20 protein-coding genes and 1 other annotated feature are annotated in these 18,683 nt (G+C 39.1%); of the genes, 18 read left to right on the forward strand and 2 right to left on the reverse strand.

Going from position 1 to position 18,683, the window contains the following annotated elements; genetic code table 11:
* The first annotated feature begins 8 nt into the window (after positions 1-8).
* The 5 genes from P7J58_RS00745 (at position 9) to P7J58_RS00765 (ending at position 3,719) form a co-directional block, all read left to right on the forward strand.
* Entirely contained in the window at positions 9-725 is a 717-nt protein-coding gene (locus tag P7J58_RS00745) for a glycosyltransferase family 2 protein (protein ID WP_024375707.1), read from the forward strand.
* Positions 725-1,081 carry a DUF2304 domain-containing protein gene (locus P7J58_RS00750; RefSeq protein ID WP_024375708.1) on the forward strand — a complete coding sequence of 119 codons (357 nt, stop codon included), beginning with the start codon at positions 725-727 and terminating at the stop codon, positions 1,079-1,081. The genes P7J58_RS00745 and P7J58_RS00750 overlap by 1 nt, the downstream gene beginning before the upstream one ends.
* The gene (locus tag P7J58_RS00755) at positions 1,071-1,859 is read left to right on the forward strand and encodes a glycosyltransferase family 2 protein (RefSeq protein WP_408555297.1); all 789 of its coding nucleotides are present in this window, start codon (positions 1,071-1,073) and stop codon (positions 1,857-1,859) included. The genes P7J58_RS00750 and P7J58_RS00755 overlap by 11 nt, the downstream gene beginning before the upstream one ends.
* The gene (locus tag P7J58_RS00760) at positions 1,846-3,051 is read left to right on the forward strand and encodes a glycerophosphodiester phosphodiesterase family protein (RefSeq protein ID WP_408555296.1); all 1,206 of its coding nucleotides are present in this window, start codon (positions 1,846-1,848) and stop codon (positions 3,049-3,051) included. Before P7J58_RS00755 ends, P7J58_RS00760 begins: the two co-directional genes overlap by 14 nt.
* A gap of 179 nt (positions 3,052-3,230) precedes the next feature.
* Positions 3,231-3,719, forward strand: a complete 489-nt coding sequence (locus P7J58_RS00765; protein ID WP_408555295.1) for an EbsA family protein — start codon at positions 3,231-3,233, stop codon at positions 3,717-3,719.
* Here P7J58_RS00765 and P7J58_RS00770 read toward each other — a convergent pair.
* The gene (locus P7J58_RS00770; RefSeq protein ID WP_014637747.1) at positions 3,708-3,902 is read right to left on the reverse strand and encodes a ferredoxin; all 195 of its coding nucleotides are present in this window, start codon (positions 3,900-3,902) and stop codon (positions 3,708-3,710) included. The two genes, P7J58_RS00765 and P7J58_RS00770, sit on opposite strands and share 12 nt — an antisense overlap.
* A gap of 50 nt (positions 3,903-3,952) precedes the next feature.
* Between P7J58_RS00770 and P7J58_RS00775 the strand changes: the two genes are divergently transcribed.
* The 6 genes from P7J58_RS00775 (at position 3,953) to P7J58_RS00800 (ending at position 9,196) form a co-directional block, all read left to right on the forward strand.
* Complete coding sequence (locus tag P7J58_RS00775) at positions 3,953-4,429, forward strand: SAG1386/EF1546 family surface-associated protein (protein WP_029177964.1); 477 nt, start codon at positions 3,953-3,955, stop codon at positions 4,427-4,429.
* A gap of 9 nt (positions 4,430-4,438) precedes the next feature.
* Positions 4,439-5,116 carry a (d)CMP kinase gene (gene cmk, locus P7J58_RS00780; RefSeq protein WP_014637749.1) on the forward strand — a complete coding sequence of 226 codons (678 nt, stop codon included), beginning with the start codon at positions 4,439-4,441 and terminating at the stop codon, positions 5,114-5,116.
* A gap of 26 nt (positions 5,117-5,142) precedes the next feature.
* Positions 5,143-5,271: a sequence feature (ribosomal protein L20 leader region), on the forward strand.
* Positions 5,272-5,311: 40 nt separating this feature from the next.
* A complete protein-coding gene (infC, locus tag P7J58_RS00785; protein ID WP_002940606.1) occupies positions 5,312-5,818 on the forward strand; it encodes a translation initiation factor IF-3 in 507 nt (168 codons plus the stop codon).
* Between the two features lie 26 nt (positions 5,819-5,844).
* Entirely contained in the window at positions 5,845-6,045 is a 201-nt protein-coding gene (gene rpmI / locus P7J58_RS00790) for a 50S ribosomal protein L35 (protein WP_024375714.1), read from the forward strand.
* Positions 6,046-6,094: 49 nt separating this feature from the next.
* A complete protein-coding gene (gene rplT / locus P7J58_RS00795) occupies positions 6,095-6,454 on the forward strand; it encodes a 50S ribosomal protein L20 (RefSeq protein WP_044690226.1) in 360 nt (119 codons plus the stop codon).
* 228 nt (positions 6,455-6,682) lie between these two features.
* On the forward strand, positions 6,683-9,196 hold the full coding sequence (locus tag P7J58_RS00800) for a pneumococcal-type histidine triad protein (RefSeq protein WP_408555294.1): 2,514 nt from the start codon (positions 6,683-6,685) through the stop codon (positions 9,194-9,196).
* Positions 9,197-9,492: 296 nt separating this feature from the next.
* Here P7J58_RS00800 and P7J58_RS00805 read toward each other — a convergent pair whose 3' ends face one another.
* Positions 9,493-11,667 carry an LTA synthase family protein gene (locus tag P7J58_RS00805; protein WP_408555293.1) on the reverse strand — a complete coding sequence of 725 codons (2,175 nt, stop codon included), beginning with the start codon at positions 11,665-11,667 and terminating at the stop codon, positions 9,493-9,495.
* Positions 11,668-11,783: 116 nt separating this feature from the next.
* Between P7J58_RS00805 and P7J58_RS00810 the strand changes: the two genes are divergently transcribed.
* The 7 genes from P7J58_RS00810 (at position 11,784) to lacD (ending at position 18,680) form a co-directional block, all read left to right on the forward strand.
* Positions 11,784-12,947, forward strand: coding sequence for a class I SAM-dependent rRNA methyltransferase (locus P7J58_RS00810; RefSeq protein WP_408555292.1), 1,164 nt, complete (start codon positions 11,784-11,786; stop codon positions 12,945-12,947).
* Complete coding sequence (gene aroD, locus P7J58_RS00815; protein WP_002940621.1) at positions 12,944-13,618, forward strand: type I 3-dehydroquinate dehydratase; 675 nt, start codon at positions 12,944-12,946, stop codon at positions 13,616-13,618. The genes P7J58_RS00810 and aroD overlap by 4 nt, the downstream gene beginning before the upstream one ends.
* A 2-nt stretch (positions 13,619-13,620) precedes the next feature.
* Positions 13,621-14,787 carry a chorismate synthase gene (gene aroC, locus P7J58_RS00820; RefSeq protein WP_408555291.1) on the forward strand — a complete coding sequence of 389 codons (1,167 nt, stop codon included), beginning with the start codon at positions 13,621-13,623 and terminating at the stop codon, positions 14,785-14,787.
* A 7-nt stretch (positions 14,788-14,794) separates the two neighbouring features.
* A complete protein-coding gene (locus P7J58_RS00825; RefSeq protein ID WP_408555290.1) occupies positions 14,795-15,898 on the forward strand; it encodes a prephenate dehydrogenase in 1,104 nt (367 codons plus the stop codon).
* Positions 15,899-15,907: 9 nt separating this feature from the next.
* Entirely contained in the window at positions 15,908-16,246 is a 339-nt protein-coding gene (locus tag P7J58_RS00830) for a YlbF/YmcA family competence regulator (RefSeq protein WP_024401417.1), read from the forward strand.
* Between the two features lie 263 nt (positions 16,247-16,509).
* Positions 16,510-17,655: an N-acetylglucosamine-6-phosphate deacetylase gene (gene nagA, locus P7J58_RS00835; RefSeq protein WP_024395469.1), complete on the forward strand. Its 1,146-nt coding sequence runs from the start codon at positions 16,510-16,512 to the stop codon at positions 17,653-17,655.
* 23 nt (positions 17,656-17,678) lie between these two features.
* The gene (gene lacD, locus P7J58_RS00840; RefSeq protein WP_408555289.1) at positions 17,679-18,680 is read left to right on the forward strand and encodes a tagatose-bisphosphate aldolase; all 1,002 of its coding nucleotides are present in this window, start codon (positions 17,679-17,681) and stop codon (positions 18,678-18,680) included.
* Positions 18,681-18,683 lie beyond the last annotated feature (3 nt).

The raw sequence follows: 18,683 nt of genomic DNA on the forward strand, positions 1-18,683 counted from the left end.
ATATTTTTATGAAAGTATTAATGATTATCCCTGCCTACAACGAAGAAGAAAGTATTCTTCAAACGGTTCAGGGAATTATAGATTATAGAAATAGTGTGAATTTCCAATTGGATTATGTTGTCATCAATGATGGTTCAACAGATAGCACGAAAGAAATTTTGATTCAAAATAAATTAAATGCTGTTCACCTAGTACAAAATTTAGGTATTGGTGGAGCTGTTCAGACGGGATATAAATATGCCTTGGACAATGACTATGACGTAGCAGTTCAATTTGATGGTGATGGTCAGCATGACATTCGTTCATTAAATAGCTTAATTCAGCCAATCTTAGTTGGTCAGGCTGATATGGTGATTGGCTCACGCTTTGTTGGTGATACTTTGTCGGAATTTCAAACTAGCTTTATGAGACGTTTTGGAATAGGTGTCATTTCAAATATGATTAAATTAACAACTGGAAACCGAATTTGGGATACAACATCAGGTTATCGTTTGGGAAATAGAAAAGTGATTGCACAATTTGCAAAACGATACCCGATTAAATATCCGGAACCGGAATCAACTGTTCATTTACTAAAGCAAAATTTCCAAGTAGTAGAAGCACCGGCAAATATGTTTGAAAGAGCGGGAGGGGTTTCTTCGATTACTCCATTTAAGTCCATCCGCTACATGGTAGAAGTTTGCTCATCTATTTTGATTGCTTCGCTTATGAAGGAGGGAGAATAATGACCATACAAGCATTAGCTATGTTTCTTGCTTCACTAGGTTTTTTGTATTTTATTTTTAGGAATATTAATAAAAATAAGATCTTATTCGAACATGCCTTTATGTGGATTGTTATTGGCTTCGGACTGATTGTTTTTGCGCTCTTTGATGTTATTCCTATTAAATTGGCTTACTTATTCGGGTTTGGTCTGACTTCCAATTTCTTGTTATCTGTGGCAATTTTTGTTCTCTTGGTGATTGGATTTTTGCATAGTATGGCTTTATCTCAACAAAAGCAGCAGATTAAAAATTTAATTCAGGAAGTATCAATGGCTAAAAAAAGAATTGCTGAGTTGGAGGAGCATCATGCAGAATAACCATACATTTGTTATCTGTGCTTATGGAGATAGTAAGTATCTAGAAGAATGCATCCATTCGTTAAAGCAGCAAACACTTCAATCACAACTTATCCTATACACTAGTACTCCAAGTGAATATATAGGACAAATTTGCCAAAAGAATGCAATCGTAATGCATACCGCACAAGGAGGAGGTATTGGAAAAGATTGGAATTTAGCACTCTCTTTTGTAACAACCCCTTATGCTACAATTGCTCATCAAGATGATATTTATTTACCAGACTATTGTGAAAAAATAATGTCTCAGATGACAGAGGAAACGTTGATTGCTTATTCAGATTACCAGGAAGTTAAGGAAGGTGTGGCTATTCCCTTAACTTCAAATTTGAAAATCAAGCAACTCATGTTACGGACAATGGCCATGTTTCCCAAATGGAAGTTTTGGCGGAATAGGGTTTTAGCCTTTGGTAATCCAATTTCTTGTCCAGCTGTGACCTATAATTTGAAGAAACTGAATGATTTCAAGTTTAATGAAGAAATGAAAGTTTCTCTTGATTGGTTTGCTTGGTATCAGATTGCACAAAAAAATGGGAGCTTTACCTTTGTAGATGAGAGTTTGATGTATCATCGTATCCATGAGGAATCTGAGACGACAAATAGCATTGAAAACAATATTCGTACACAAGAAGACTATGAAATGTATTTGTTGTTCTGGCCAGAGTTTATTGCCAAATTTCTCTTGAGATACTATGTTAAGAGTCAAGAAACGAATGGAGGAAACAATGGGGAGAAATAAAATAGAAGGAAATACACGAACTCGCAAGCGAACGCATCGGTGGGCGAATCTGCATATAGTAGTGGTTCTATCATTATTTATGTGTTTGCTAATTGGCTACAAACACTTTTCCTTATTACGAGATGGTTATATTCCATTGAATACAGTTTTAGAAAAGCAATTATTTAAAAAGATTTCTGATGGGCAGTATGAGAAAAAAATCGGTGATTTATCATACTCCTTGCTGATTGATACAGATAAAAACAGCGTGACTAAAGCAGGATATCAATTTGATATTAGCAATGATATTCAGCATTTTTTATGGATGGATTATCTATCAGCAGATAAGATTGAGGAAATATTCAATGTTCAAGTTTCTTCCAGTGGAATTTTTGTAGATATTCAAGATATTGAATTTTCACAACATCAGTGGACAGAGGAATTTCCAAATCTTATTGCTCATGCTGGTGGTACTTATCGTGAAAAGTCCTACAATACTTTTTATACGAACTCTTTAGAAGCGTTACAACAAAACTATTCTATGGGTCACCGAGTATTTGAAATGGATTTCTATTTAACTAGTGATGGGAAGATGGCAGCTGTCCACGATTGGGACCAATTCGGCTATATGAATGGTGTAGCTTTGAGCTCAGATGAATGGAAAAATTTTCAAACTTTTGGATCACCAGTCACTGATTCACGTTTTACAACGATGCTTATTGGTGATGTGTTAGATCAAATGCTGATAAATAAGGATATGTTCTTAGTGACGGATACTAAATCATTTGAAGTTTCTAAAGAAGAGATGATTACTCAGTTTACGGAAATATATAATGAGGCAATGAAACGTGATCCGAAATTATTAAATAGGATCGTTCCTCAAGTATACAATGAAGACATGTTTCATAGTATTCAGTCAATATTTAAGTTCCCAAGTGTAATTTATACCTTATATGCGACTCAGAGTTCTGCGGAGGCAATTACTCAATTTGCCAACGCAAATCCTGAAATAAAGGTCGTTACAATGTCAACGGGTGATCCGAGATTCGGTACAGAGTTTTTTGCTAGCTTACACGCGGTGAATAAAAAAGTTTATACCCATACCATTCACACATATGATGAATTGACGAAATACTCTGCGCTTGGAATTGATGGTTTTTATACCGGTCTATTATTGCCAAGTGATATGGAGAGATTATCGAGTTTGAGGTAATCTTTATTATTACTGATGGCACTATTTTAATCATATCATCAAAAAATATTTCAAAAGCATTTCAGAAGTTTTACAAACAAACTAATATTGTCATGTAAATGTAATAAAAATTTCAAAAGATAGAGGTTTTCATAGGAAAATCTCTATTTTTGTGCTAGAATAATAGATGGAGGTCCGATATGATCAAAATTTTTGGTAAAATTCGTTACCATTGGCAACCGGATTTATCATGGGCCATTATTTACTGGTCACTTACCTTCACGCCTATTTTCATTGGTATGACACTTTTATTGGAAAAGTTGAGAGTTTCAAGATTATTTATCTTACTTCTCTCTCTCTTTGTTGTATTAGTAGTGCTTGGCTTACATCGCTATTTCGAGATAAAAGAAAAGCATTTACGGATTGCTTCGGCTAATCCTTTTGCAGTACAGAAAATTGAAATTGCTACCATAGAAAAAATTGAAGTTTCTTATCTAGCCATTCGCATATTTTCACAAGAATTTCCCAATGGGCAGGTGTATCACATGCGCAAATGGCCGAAAAAATACTTTATTAACCATTTAGCTATTCATAATTGCTTCAAGGGTGAGATTGAATTAATAGACCATTTAATAAAACAGGATTATTTTGAAGAGTATTATACAAATAAAGCCAAATCAATCCGCTGAAATGGCTTTTGTAGGACATGATTTGATGGCTTTGAGAATATCTGGATTGGGTTCAATCGTTTTCTCAAATTGTGAGTCGTCTGAAAAAACAACGATACCGTCGTCATCATAATCGAATATAGATGAATAGGTTTGGCAGAGCCCGCAGGCAATGCACCGTTCAGGAATAAGTTTTATTTTCATATTAGTATTGTAATCATATTTTAATAAAAATACAAGGAGTTTTCTCGATAATGTCACAAGAGCCATGGAATGAAGAAGTTTATCAAACAGAAACAGTTAGTCGAAAAGAACGTCTAAACAAGGGAGTAGCAAGTACAACAGTATTTACAGTCTTGGCAATTATTTTCTTTGTTATCGTACTGATTATTGGAATTATGGCTGTCTATCTCTCAATCGGTGGCGGTAGTAAAACAGATTCAACAAAAGAATTTTATACCCCAAGCACTACAACAGTCGTAGCAGAGAGCTCTTCATCGGCTGCTGAGACACAAGAATCTACTTCGACTGACACGACAGAAACAGAAACAAGTTCCAGTCTAGCAGAAGCTACGGATGGCTCTACCCTTACTGTTCAAGCAGGTGAAGGTGTTGGGCAATTAGCCGCACGTGGCGGGATTTCAATTGCTGAGCTAGAGCGATTAAATCCAGAGAAAATGACCACAGGGTCTTGGCTTGCGCATCCAGGTGATGTAGTCCGTATTAGATAAAGAGGGGTTATGAAATCAATTCAAATTGCAATTGACGGTCCAGCTTCAAGTGGGAAGTCAACGGTTGCTAAAATTATTGCTAAAAATTTTGGTTATACTTACTTAGATACAGGAGCTATGTATCGCTCGGCTACCTATCTAGCCTTGACAAACGGCATAGAGGTCACAGATCAAAATAGAATCGTGGCCTTGCTTGCTCAGTATCCTATTCGATTTGGTCGTGATGAAAATGGCCAGCAATTAGTTTTTGTGGGTGATGAAGATGTCACTTTGCCTATTCGTGATAACCAAGTTACAAATAATGTATCAGCAGTAGCAGCACTTCCTCTAGTACGGGAAGAATTGGTACGCCTGCAACAGGAAATTGCCCAGGCTGGCGGCATTGTTATGGATGGTCGCGATATTGGAACAGTTGTTTTACCACAGGCAGAACTCAAAATATTCCTTATTGCCTCTGTTGAAGAGCGTGCCCTTCGTCGATTTAAGGAAAATACGGAACGTGGCATTGAGACCGACTTGGAATCTCTAAAGCAGGAAATTGCGGCTCGTGACTATAAAGATTCTCATCGAGAAGTTTCTCCTTTAAAGGCGGCAGATGATGCCATCACATTTGATACAACAGGAGTATCCATCGAAGGTGTAGTGAAATTTATTTCCGAAAAAGCGAAAGAAATTCTTGACAAGTAGTTTTGGACATGTTAGAATAGTCATATTGAGAAAAGCAGAAGTGAGAGCTTCTCGCCTTGCGACTAACGTTGTCTGGCTCTACGGATTAAGATTTCTTCGGAAAGAATAATGGTGTAGTGCGGACTTGTTTAGCAAGTCCGTTTCGTTTTTCTCGAAAAATATAAAATGAGGTGAAAAGCCATAGCAAAGCAAGATTTGTTCATCAATGATGAAATTCGAGTGCGTGAAGTTCGTCTTATCGGTCTTGAGGGTGAACAGTTGGGAATCAAACCGCTCAATGAGGCTCAGGCCATTGCTGATAGCGCCAACGTGGATTTAGTATTGATTCAACCACAAGCTAAACCACCAGTAGCGAAAATTATGGACTACGGTAAGTTCAAATTTGAATATCAGAAGAAACAGAAAGAACAACGCAAAAAACAAAGTGTTGTCACTGTAAAAGAAGTGCGTCTAAGTCCAGTTATTGATAAAGGGGACTTCGAGACAAAACTTCGTCATGCCCGTAAATTCCTTGAAAAAGGAAATAAGGTTAAGGTTTCGATCCGTTTCAAGGGTCGCATGATTACCCACAAAGAAGTTGGAGCGAAAGTATTAGCTGAGTTCGCTGAAGCAACCCAAGATATTGCCATTATCGAACAACGCGCTAAGATGGACGGACGTCAAATGTTTATGCAATTGGCCCCAGCTTCAGATAAAAAATAAGCTTTTTAAGCAAAAGGAGAATTAACATGCCAAAACAAAAAACTCACCGCGCATCAGCTAAACGTTTCAAACGTACAGGTTCTGGTGGATTGAAACGCTTCCGCGCTTATACTTCACACCGTTTCCACGGTAAAACTAAAAAACAACGTCGTCACCTTCGTAAAGCAGGTATGGTACATGCTGGTGACTTCAAGCGTATCAAGTCAATGCTTACTCAAATGCGCTAAGCACTGATATAGCACTACTTATTATTTGAATTATTTGGAGGAAAATTAAATGGCACGTGTTAAAGGTGGCGTTGTTTCTCGTAAACGCCGTAAACGTATTTTAAAATTAGCTAAAGGTTACTATGGAGCTAAACATCTCTTGTTCCGCACTGCGAAAGAACAAGTAATGAACTCTTACTACTATGCATACCGTGACCGCCGTCAGAAGAAACGTGATTTCCGTAAATTGTGGATCACTCGTATCAACGCGGCTGCTCGCATGAACGGTTTGTCATACTCACAATTGATGCACGGTTTGAAATTGGCAGAAATCGAAGTAAACCGCAAAATGCTTGCTGACTTGGCAGTGAACGATTCAGCAGCTTTCACAGCTCTTGCAGATGCTGCTAAAGCAAAACTTGCTAAATAAGTATATAAAATAAAGAGTTTGGTCTGTGTGCCAAGCTCTTTTTTGTTTTAATTCGCTCAGAGCTTGCTAAATTTCAATATGAATGATATACTTAACTGGTAAATTAAAAAGGCGACAAATTTTATTTTATAAAGTAAATAGATATGGCGATGGCATTCTACAATGGTAGAATCCATTTATCATGTCAATAATATAAATATAATAGTAAGTAAGGAGAGAAACATAGATATGAAACAAGGTAAGACTTTGCTTTGTGTAGCAGGAGTATCGCTTATTTGTGCTGTAGCATTGGTAACCTATCAAGTGTCAAATTATAAAGAGCAATCGAGCCATCAAAAAATAACAAGCATAGAAACATCGCAATCAAAGCAATCAAGAGAGATTCCTTCAGATCCGAAAAAGGAAGTTCCAGGGATTGATAAGGCGACAGATGATGGTTTTTTACTCACTGATGAGTCACAAATTGAGGAAAAAACTGATTTAGGAATTATTGTCAATCATGGTGATCATAAGCATTTTTTCTTTTACTCAGATTTAAAGAATACAAAATGGTCCTATTTAATTCCTGAGAACTATCAAGAAAAAACACATTCTTCTCAACCTAATAGAAATCAGCGACCATCTGGTTCGAAGCAGACCGAAGATGAATACATTTTTGATCCTAAAGATATTGTCGCAGAGGATGCAAATGGCTATACTGTTCGGCATGGGGATCATTATCACTATATTTTAAAATCAAGCTTAGGTGGCACTACACACAGACAATTGACCTCTGATAGTCGTCAATCGTCAACTCTTCCTGTCGTTCACCAACAGGAAGGGATTCCGGGGATTGATTTTCAAACGAGTGATGGTTTCTTGTTTGATGGGCAAAATATCAGCGGTGTAACGGAAACTGGGATTCTAGTAAGGCATGGGAAACATTTGCATCTTATTCATTTTGAAACATTGAAAAGGAGTAAATGGTCTTATCTTGTGAATCAGTATAAACCAAATGTTGAATCGGATAAGAAGTCACAACCTGAGGTAGAAAATACTGAGTATCAAACCAAATTGGACTACTTAGCAAAAGAACTGAATTTAGAACCGTCACGTTTTAAGAAAGTCATCGTTGACGGTCAAATTGGATTAGAGTATCCGCATGGAGATCACACACACATTGTTTTATTAAAGGAAATTGATACAAGGAAGCCGTTTGAAAGTCCAGAGGATCGTATTCTTAAGCAAAAGGATGGAGAAACTCTTGAACAGAGAAAAGAACGTCTCATTAAGCAGTACATGGAGCGTTTTAAAGTCAAGCGTGAGGACATTACAATTGACGGGAACTATATGAGTGTACGCCATGGGGACCATGCGCACGTTTATAAAATTGATCCTAGTTTGCCAGATGATCCTGAGCGTGATGTTAAGACCGAAACGGTAAATCTTGCAATTGAGCAACAATCGGTATATGGGCCTTTTTATACAGAAGGTTCAACAGAAAATTTAACACGTAATGGTGTCCATCAAAAGTATCATCCAGAAGGGCTTCAGGATATTAAAAATTTCATTCTAGTAACATTCAGTACAAATAGTGATTTTGGTGATTTTGTCGTTAATGGTAAAAAAACGAAGAGAGTTTATTATTTGGTTCGTAAAGATTTAAACTGGGAAGCTTTGAACATCGTCTATCCGCAGACCCTTCAACAAAAGGGACGCGTCTTTAATGGTTGGAATGCTACTTTGCCAAAGTCTGGCAAGATGGCAAGAGAACATCAAAGTTTTTATGCTGATTTTGATAATGTTTATCGTAAGCCGACAAAAAATATTTACACTCCAAGTGATGATGTTTCAAATATTGATCTATCAGACTATGTACCTGTTAAATATAGTGCGATAGCTAATGGTCGTTTAAAATTAAATGGTGAGATTCGAGCAGGGTTCATATACTTTGTGAAATCTGACTTAACTTGGAAACAAGCTAAGGAGCAGGGGCTTGTTGTACCAGAACCGGTTCCAAGTAAAGATTATGAATTCATCGAGTTTAGGACAGTTATTACCGGTGGAGAAAAAGATACAGATTATGTTAGTGCCACAACGAGTTTGGCAGCATTTGGGACAACAGCTCCTCGTATAGGGCCATATATTGCCGAAAATACGGATAATCCAACGGACATCAATGATCCAAGTAGACATCCAAATTACCATTGGCATGATCCAAAGAATTATGTAGCTCTTGCATTTCGAGCAGGTGACGGCGGTCAACTTCAGACCCATTTGGGCACTAGTAAAACAGTTGTTTACCTTGTCAGAAAAGGGTTAACATTGAACCAAGCTGGAATTTTTCCGCCATCTTTGAAGAGTGATACAGGTTATAAACGAGATTATACAAAACCTGTTATTCCAAATGTAGCATGGGACACACCTATTTTGGAAGATACTGTCTACGATATTCATTTCGATAAAGTTGAAAGTGATAGCAAAGATGGGACAGTTGAGAAAGGGAACACTTGGTTGCCTGGGAATCCATTGCCGAATACTCCAGATGTCCCGAATGGAGAAGAGGACGTAGATGGCTGGTTAGATGATTTGTTGACACCTAGTTCAGAAGTAGAAACTGTAACAGAAGTAGAAACTGTAACAGACATTGAAACTACAACAGAAGATACAAAAGCAACAGAAAGTAGTACTGTTGCACCCATAGATGTCCCTAAGAATCTGTCAGCAGAGGAAGAGCCTAGCGAGGATTCTATATTTCCTTGATGCAATAGATATGAGTGATTTGAAATAGTGGTCTAATACTCTTCGAAAATCAAAATCAGACGTTGTTGACTTGATTTGATGAGTGAAAGGCTCCAGTGGAGCCTTTCAGCCTGTTACCTTGAAACAAAATAGTAACAGGGTTCTATCTGCTAAGTAGAAACGAACTACGTTCGCTCTATCTCCAACCTCCAAAGGTTCCCCAAACCTTTGGAGCTAGTCTGTTTTTGATTTTCATTGAGTATAAAAAGGCTTAGAATCAATGTAGTAACTGACATGATTCTAAGCCTTTTAGTGTATTACTGCGAATTTGAACTGGTACTTGTTGAGCTAGTACCAGTATTTGGTGTGCTAGTAGCAGTTGTACTACCGTGAAGTTCTAGGTAGCTTGGTGCTTTAAATAGTTCAATTGTTGACTTATTGCCGTTTTTACTATACAAACTTGTCGATTGTGTACCAAGTTTATTCTCCAGTGCAATCTCGGCAGCCAATGAGTCAATGTAGTTATATTGACTTGAATCCAAGGCAGGCAATCCATTGTCGAAGAAACGGATAAGATCACCAGTTTGAATGGCATCGCTAGTCGCCAGTTGTGCTGCGGTAGCTTCTTTAATTGCATCAATTTCTTTCTGAGTTGTCTCATCTGGATTTGTAATTTCAAGACCAGTTTCTGTATAGTAGATTTTACCTTCGTAGCTAGTGTATTTTGGTGTGATGAAACTGCCAGCGGTTCGAAGAGCCACAATTTGGCTGTGTTGGCTGGAAAGTAGGTCTTGACCAACTTGAAGATAGTTATCGGATTTGATTCCTAAAAGATGTTCGAGAGTAGGAAGTGCATCAATCTCACCACCATAGGTATCAAAAATCCCACCGTTGGTCATTCCAGGTACAACAATCATATATGGAACACGTTGCATCATGGCATTGTCAAAATCTGACCAAGTCTGAGAATCTTTTCCAATCAACGGTGCCAAGTCAGGATTGCGTGAATTAGAAATTCCATAGTGATCACCATAGAGAACGATGACGGAGTTTTCGTACAAGCCAGCCGCTTTTAAGTAATCGAAAAATGCCTTTATGGACGCATCGAGATAGTTTGCAGTAGCAAAATAGCCATTAATGGTTTCATCATCTGTATTGGCTAATGGAAAGCCAATCTCATCCCCAATCAAGCTGGTTGTATAGGGGTAGTGGTTGGAAACTGTGATAAATTTGGTATAGAAGGGTTGCTGTAAATGTTCCAGATATTGGATAGAGTCGGCGAACATGATTTTATCATTCAGACCGTATTGGAATGAATTTTCAGCAGTGGCTTTAGAGAAATAGGATTGATCAAAGAAGTAATTGTAACCCCATTGTTTATAGGTGTTGTTCCTATTCCAGAAACTAGCTGCGTTACCGTGGAATACAGCAGATGTATAGCCACCATTTTGAGAGAGAATATATGGTGCAGCTTGCTGGGTATTGCTTCCGCCATATTGGACCATGAAAGAGCCTTGATTGAGTCCAAAAAGTGAGGTTTCAATCATGGTTTCGGCATCAGAGGTTTTACCTGCCTTCACTTGGTTAAAGAAATTAGAAAAGGCGAGAGTAGAGCTAGAATGATACAGAGAATTGAGGAAAGGTGTGACTTCGTATTCGACACCGTTGACGTTCAACTTATAGTCAATAACAAATTGTTGTAAGCTTTCTAGGTGGAGATAGATAACATTTCGTCTTTTGGCAATACCGAAGTAGTTGTCATTCGGCTGAGCATAATGTTCTGTAATATATTGTTTTACAGGCTCCAAATCTGTAGCTGTTGCTCCAGAGCGATCCTTATGGGCATTGTAGGTTTGATTAGCATTGTAGCCAAGGAAAGCTGGTAACCCAAGGGCTCTGACGATATAAGTATTAGAAAATCCTCTCGTAAGTAGCTCAGGTCTATCAATTTCTGCTAAAAAGAGATTGATAGAGAATAATAATACTGAAAAGGCTGTGATGGCAAAGCTAGATTTTTTATGAAATGGAGTTTTGTCCCAGTGAAATGCCTTACGGTAGACTAAGAAACCAAAAGCTATAAAATCAAGAAAATAGACAATATCCCATAGCCTAAATAACTTAAGAGCTGCTTCTCCTAATCCAGCAGATACGCTAGAGGTAGCCATCATGGTAGAAATGGAGATATAATCGGAAAATTCTCTATAATAGACTGCATTTGAAAAGAGCCAGGCGAAAAGAACAATATAAATGGTCATCGCTACACTATAGAATGCCTTCGTATTCTTTATATAAAGCGAGAGGCCAAGCAATAAAATTCCTACTGGTAGAGGATTCATAATAGCGATAAAATTTTGGAAAAATCCTTGGGTATCTAAATTAAAATCAACATAGTAGGCCCAGAGTGTTTTGAGCCAGTAAATGATTAGCAAAATCAAGACGAAGCCAAGTCGAGTTTGTCCGCTCTTCTTGACGTAGTCAATTAGTTTTTTCACAATAAAACCTCATGGTCCTTTCTAAAAGCTTAGTTCATTATACCATAATTTTAAAATAAGCCTCAAAGTTTAGAGTTTTTTTGGCATAGTATGAAGAAACATGTTATAATAATTCTATGAAAATAAAGGTAAACCGTATTGCAGAACAGAAAATAAACAGAGGGATTCAACTCTTGGATAGCGCTGATTTTTCAGGTTTTTCGTTTGATGAAGACAGGCTGGCTGTTTTGTATTCAGAGTCTGGAAGATACTTGGGCCAGGCTTATTTATCCAAACAGAATAAGGGGATAGGCTGGCTGTTTAGTAGAAGCAATCAAGACTTGACCATGGATTTTTTTGTTAAATTATTCGTGGATGCGAAACAGAAACGTCAACATTTTTATCAATCTGAGATGACGAACGCTTTTCGTTTATTTAATCAAGATGGAGATAATTTTGGTGGAATGACGGTTGACTTGTATGATGAATACGCAGTTTTTTCATGGTATAATACCTTTATTTATTCTGTTAAAGAGATGATTGTTGCTGCCTTTCAACAGGTATTTCCAGAAGTAAGAGGAGCTTATGAGAAGATTCGTTTTAAAGCTTTGGCCTTTGAGTCTGCTCATCTTTATGGAGAAGAAGCCCCTGAGTATTTCACTGTGTTGGAAAATGGAGTTCACTATCAGGTCTTTATGAATGATGGACTGATGACGGGCATCTTTTTGGATCAGCATGAGGTACGTGGTTCCTTGGTGGATGGCCTGGTGGCAGGCAAGTCACTTTTGAACATGTTTTCGTACACGGCAGCATTTTCTATTGCTGCTGCCATGGGCGGAGCAGGGGAAACGACTTCTGTTGACTTAGCCAAACGCTCGCGAGAACTTTCTAAAGCTCACTTTAAGGTTAATAGTTTAGACTTATATAATCATCACTTTGTGGTAATGGATGTATTTGAATATTTCAAATATGCCAAACGTAAAGGCTTGACTTATGATGTGATTGTCTTGGATCCGCCAAGCTTTGCACGAAATAAGAAACAAACCTTTTCTGTAGCCAAAGATTATCACAAGTTGATTTCTCAATCTTTGGAAATACTAAATACAGGTGGAACTATTATCGCTTCGACCAACGCCGCAAATGTTTCTGTTGAAAAATTTAAGAGGCAGATTGAAAAAGGTTTTGGTGTTAGAAAACACCGTTATGAGGCAAGTTACCGCTTGCCAGCCGATTTTGTAATCAATAAAAATGATGAAAGTAGTAATTACCTCAAGGTCTTTACGATAAGGGTAGAAAAATGAAAATAGTAGTACCTATTATGCCTAGAAATCTGGAAGAGGTAGAGGCCATTGATGTAGAACGTCTAGCAGAGGCAGATATTGTTGAATGGCGAGCAGACTACCTTCCGAAAGATGATATTTTAAGAGTAGCACCTGCTATATTTGAAAAATGTAATGGTAAGGAAGTGGTTTTCACCATTCGAACAACACGTGAAGGTGGCCACTTGGATTTGGACGATCAAGAATATGTCAATTTAATCAAAGAAGTTGCAGCGCTTTATCAGCCAGATTATATTGATTTTGAATATTATTCTTATAAGTCGGTTTTTGAGCAGATGTTGGAGTTTCCTAATCTTGTGTTGAGTTATCATAATTTTGAGGAAACACCGTCTAATTATATGGAAATCATGTCTGAACTGACTAGCCTGTCACCAGCTGTTGTTAAAATGGCTGTAATGGCTAAGACAGAGCAGGATGTCCTAGATGTTATGAATTATACTCGTGGTTTTAAATCGCTGAACACCGAGCAGACATTTGCGACAATCGCTATGGGTGAACTAGGGAAGTTAACGCGTATTGCAGGTGTGATTACAGGATCCTGCTGGACTTTTGCCAGCTTAGATGAAACATCTGCACCTGGACAGATGTCTTTAGGCAATACTCGTAAGTTTTTGGAAATTTTGGAGAATTAAGTATGCGTTATTTAACAGCTGGTGAGTCTCATGGACCACGTTTGACAGCCATTATTGAGGGAGTTCCAGCTGGTCTTCCTTTAACAGCTGAGGATATTAATGAAGATTTAAAACGTCGCCAGGGGGGATACGGTCGTGGTAGTCGGATGCAGATTGAAACAGATCGCGTAGAGATTACGGCTGGTGTTCGTCACGGTAAGACGACCGGTGCCCCGATTACATTGAATGTGACCAACAAAGACCATCAAAAATGGTTGGATATTATGGCAATTGAGGACATCGAAGAGAAGCTCAAAAGTAAGCGTCGTATCAAACATCCACGACCAGGACATGCTGACCTAGTTGGTGGTATGAAGTATCGCTTTGATGATTTGCGTAATTCCTTGGAGCGTTCTAGTGCGCGTGAGACAACTATGCGTGTGGCTGTTGGTGCGGTTGCCAAACGGATTTTGGCTGAGTTGGATATTGAAATGGCTAACCATGTAGTCGTTTTCGGAGGGAAGGAAATTGATGTCCCAGATGGTTTAAGCGTAGCAGAAATCAAAGAGCGTGCAGCCCAGTCAGAAGTATCCATTGTCAACCAAGAGCGTGAAGAAGAAATCAAAGCCTATATTGATCAAATCAAGCGAGATGGAGATACTATTGGCGGAGTGATTGAGACTGTTGTTGGAGGAGTTCCAGCTGGCTTGGGGTCATATGTGCAATGGGATAAAAAGTTAGATGCAAAATTAGCGCAGGCTGTTGTTTCAATCAATGCTTTTAAGGGAGTAGAATTTGGAGTAGGCTTCCAAGCTGGCTATCTCAAAGGGAGTCAAGTCATGGACGAAATTCTCTGGTCCCAAGAAAAAGGATATACACGCCGAACCAATAATCTAGGTGGTTTCGAAGGTGGTATGACCAATGGCGAGGCTCTGATTATTCGTGGTGTTATGAAACCAATTCCGACCCTCTATAAGCCATTGATGTCGGTTGACATTGATACTCATGAGCCTTATAAAGCTACTGTGGAACGTTCAGATCCAACGGCTCTCCCAGCAGCTGGTGTAGTCATGGAATCAGTCGTAGCTACAACTCTAGCGACAGAAATCCTAGAGAAGTTCTCTTCCGATAATATGGAGGAATTGAAAGCTGCAGTAGCCAGTCATCGCGACTATGTCAAAAATTTCTAGGTAATTAATGAAAAAAACGATTTTAATTGTAGGTTTAGGGTTGATTGGAAGTTCACTTGCACTCTGTATTCGCAAAGACCATCCTGACTATCACCTCATTGGCTTTGATCCTAACGAACAATCATGCCAAATTGCCTTGGGCAAGGGGATGGTTGATGAGGTATCAACGGAATTGGAGGGTGTAGCAAAGCAGGCTGATGTGATTCTTCTTTGTGTTCCAATTCAAGTTTCTTTGCGTTTGATTGAAGAATTTAGTGCCCTTGAATTGAAGGATACGGTCTTGATTACAGATGCAGGTTCAACGAAGTCTGCAATTGTGGCTGTTGCTGAGGAACATTTGGCGCCAAGACAAATTAATTTTATCGGTGGACACCCTATGGCAGGTAGTCATAAATCTGGTGCCAGTGCAGCAGATCTCCATCTATTTGAGAATGCTTACTACATTATGACACCATGTCAGGCTACCAATCAGGATGCGGTTCCCCGATTGACAGACTTGTTATCTGGAACGGGGGCACGTTTTGTTCAGATTGATGCGGCAGAACATGACCGTGTGACCAGTCAAATTTCACATTTTCCACACGTATTGGCTTCTAGTTTGATGCACCAAGCTGGAGAGTATGCCCAAGATCATCCCTTTACGAATAATTTTGCAGCTGGAGGATTTAGAGATATGACACGGATTGCGGAAAGTGAGCCGAGCATGTGGACTAGCATTTTGCTAACCAATGCAGATTCTATTCTAAATCGAATCGAGGAATTTCAAGCACGTCTTTCAGAAATTTCAGACGTGCTCAAATCTGGCGATCAAAAAGCAATTTGGGAATTTTTTGATAAGGGACGTCAAACTCGTAAAGCCATGGAAATTCACAAGCGTGCAGGTGTTGATTCTTTCTACGATTTATTCCTTAGTGTTCCTGATGAGGAAGATACGATTTTGAAGGTTTTGGAAGTCTTACGGGGTATTTCCATTGTCAATATTCGTATCAATGAAGAGAACCGTGAAGATATACACGGTATTTTACAAATTACGTTTAAAAACAAAGGAAATTTGGAAGACGCTGCGAAACGTTTAAGAGAGCAGACGACTTACAAAATTCATTTAGATTAGGAGAAAATTATGTCAACAAATATCTATGATATAGCAAATGAATTGGAACGTGCAATCCGTAACCTGCCTGAATATAAGGCGGTGGAAGCCGTTAAGGTCTCAGTTGAGGGGGATTCAGAAGCCAAAGAAATATTGGAAAGTTATATTTCTTTCCAAAAAGAAATCCAATCTAAATTGCAGGCTGGTGAAATTCCTACTGAAGCTGACCAAAAGAAAATGTTGGATTTCAACAAGAAAGTTCAGGGAAATCCACTTTTGACGGAATATTTCAGCAAGCAACAACAGTTGGGAACTTATGTAGCTGATTTGGAACGTATCATCTTCAAGCCTCTCAACGAATTGTTGTAATATATTTATATTTGATAGGAGGCAGGGTATTAGGTCATGGATTGACGCTTAGTATACACTGCTTACGTAGAGTTCTTATCTCCAAGTACAGATTCAGAAACGGTACTTTGGGGAGTAAGAACTCTTTTTTCTACCTTCTCACAGCATCCATTTCTTATAAAGTTATGGTAATTACTTGACATTTTCTAATAGAAGTTCTACAATATATTTAGTATATGGTTATAACCAGTTTGACAAGTGTATATATCAATAAAGGAGATAATATGACAGTATTTATAAAAGCAAAATCTATTATTTTACCAGAGAGTGAGGTCGAATCAGCCTATTTGGAAATTACTGACAAGGGTCAGTTTGGACGGATTGTGACTGAAAAGCCTGAAGGGGAGATTGTTGATTATTCTGACTTTCATTTAGCTCCAGGGCTAGTTGATACACATATCCACGGCTACGCTTCTCACGATGTTATGGACAATGATTTTGAAGGGATTAAGGTAATTTCAGAAGGCCTCTTGTCTTGTGGGGTAACCTCTTGGCTTCCAACGACCTTAACAGATACGACTGAAAATTTAGATGCAGTTTGTGAAACGATTGGGACCTATGCAGGGCAGGAAACAGGCGCCAAGATTCAAGGTATTTTCTTAGAAGGTCCCTTCTTTACAGAAAAATACAAGGGAGCACAAAATCCTAAGTACATGAGCGATCCATCCATTGAAAAGTTGGACAACTGGCACAGCTTATCTAAAGGTTTAGTCAATAAAATTGCTATTGCTCCAGAACGTGAAGGCGTCAAAGAATTCATCGAGTTTGCTAACAGCAAGGCAATTCATACTGCTTTGGCTCACAGCGATGCGACCTATGCGCAAGCGGAAGCGGCAGTAGAAGCTGGTGCCAATATCTTCGTCCATGTTTACAATGGGATGAGTGGGCTTCATCACCGTGAACCAGGTATGGTCGGAGCTGCTTTGAATTTAAAAAATGTCTATGCGGAAATGATTTGTGATGGACACCATGTTCATCCAGCTGCGGCAGAAATCGTGGTCAAAGCACGTGGAGCAGAGGAAACTGTTTTGATTACGGACTGTATGCGAGCTGGCGGTATGGGTGAAGGGGAGTCCCGCCTCGGTGAATTTGAAGTTGTTGTAAAAGATGGAACTGCTCGTTTAAAAGAAAGTGGTAGTTTGGCAGGTTCTATCTTAGAATTGATCGAAGCAGTGCAGAATGTTGTGAAATGGGGCTTGGTATCCCTGCCTGATGCCCTTCGTATGGCTTCTCTGGCACCAGCTCGCTCTGTCAATATTGACCATATTTGTGGTCGGATTGCAGAAGGTCGAGCTGCAGACTTTATCGTCGTAGATGATGCAGGACGCTTACAAGCGACCTATCTAGATGGCGTGAAACGATTTGGTTAATAAAATTCCTTAGGAGGAAACTAATGACAAAATTACAACTTTCTCAAGCTAAATTCAATCACATGACCCGCTTGTCAAACAGCGATCAGGTGATTGCGGCCTTGGCGATTGACCAACGTGGTGCATTGAAACGCCTGCTTGCTACTGCAGCAGGTGGTGGCGAATTTGGAGATGATATTTTGATTGACTTCAAGAAAGTCATCTCAAGCGATTTGACTCCTTATGCAAGCTCCATTCTCTTGGATGCGGAATACGGTGTTCCAGCTTCAGAATTGCGCCATGCAGATTGCGGTTTTATTGCAGCTTATGAAAAAACAGGTTACGATGCGTCCACACCAGGTCGTTTGCCAGACCTTTTGCCAAATTGGTCAGCCAAACGTATCAAAGAATTGGGGGCGGATGCCGTAAAAATCTTGCTTTACTATGATGTAGATGACAAGCCAGAAATCAACGACATTAAGCATGCTTGGGTAGAACGCATTGGTAGTGAGTGTATCGCAGAAGATATTCCTTACTTCGTCGAAATCTTGACTTACGATGCCAGCGATATGGATGTGACTTCTCGTGAATACGCAGCCCTCAAACCACACAAGGTCAATGGTGCCATGCGTGAATTTAGTAAGTCACGTTATAATGCCGACGTGCTCAAGGTTGAAGTGCCTGTCAATATGAACTTTGTAGAAGGCTACACAGATGAAGAGCCAGTTTATACAGTTGAGGAAGCTAAGGCCTTCTTCAAGGAACAAACAGACAGCACTCACTTGCCATTCATTTATTTGAGCGCTGGCGTATCTGCTAAACTTTTCCAAGAAACCCTTGTCTTTGCCAAAGAAGCTGGTTCAAGCTTTAATGGTGTCCTGTGTGGTCGGGCGACTTGGAAGGATGCAGTAGCCATCTTTGCAAGCGAGGGTGAAGAAGCAGCCAAAGCTTGGTTGGCGGATCAAGGTCGCCGCAACGTAGAAGAACTCAACGAGGTTCTAGCAACTACAGCGCGTCCTTGGACTGAAAAAGTTGAAGTAAAATAATTG

The organism is Streptococcus suis (assembly GCF_046032535.1).
Taxonomy (GTDB): Bacteria; Bacillota; Bacilli; order Lactobacillales; family Streptococcaceae; genus Streptococcus; species Streptococcus suis_AK.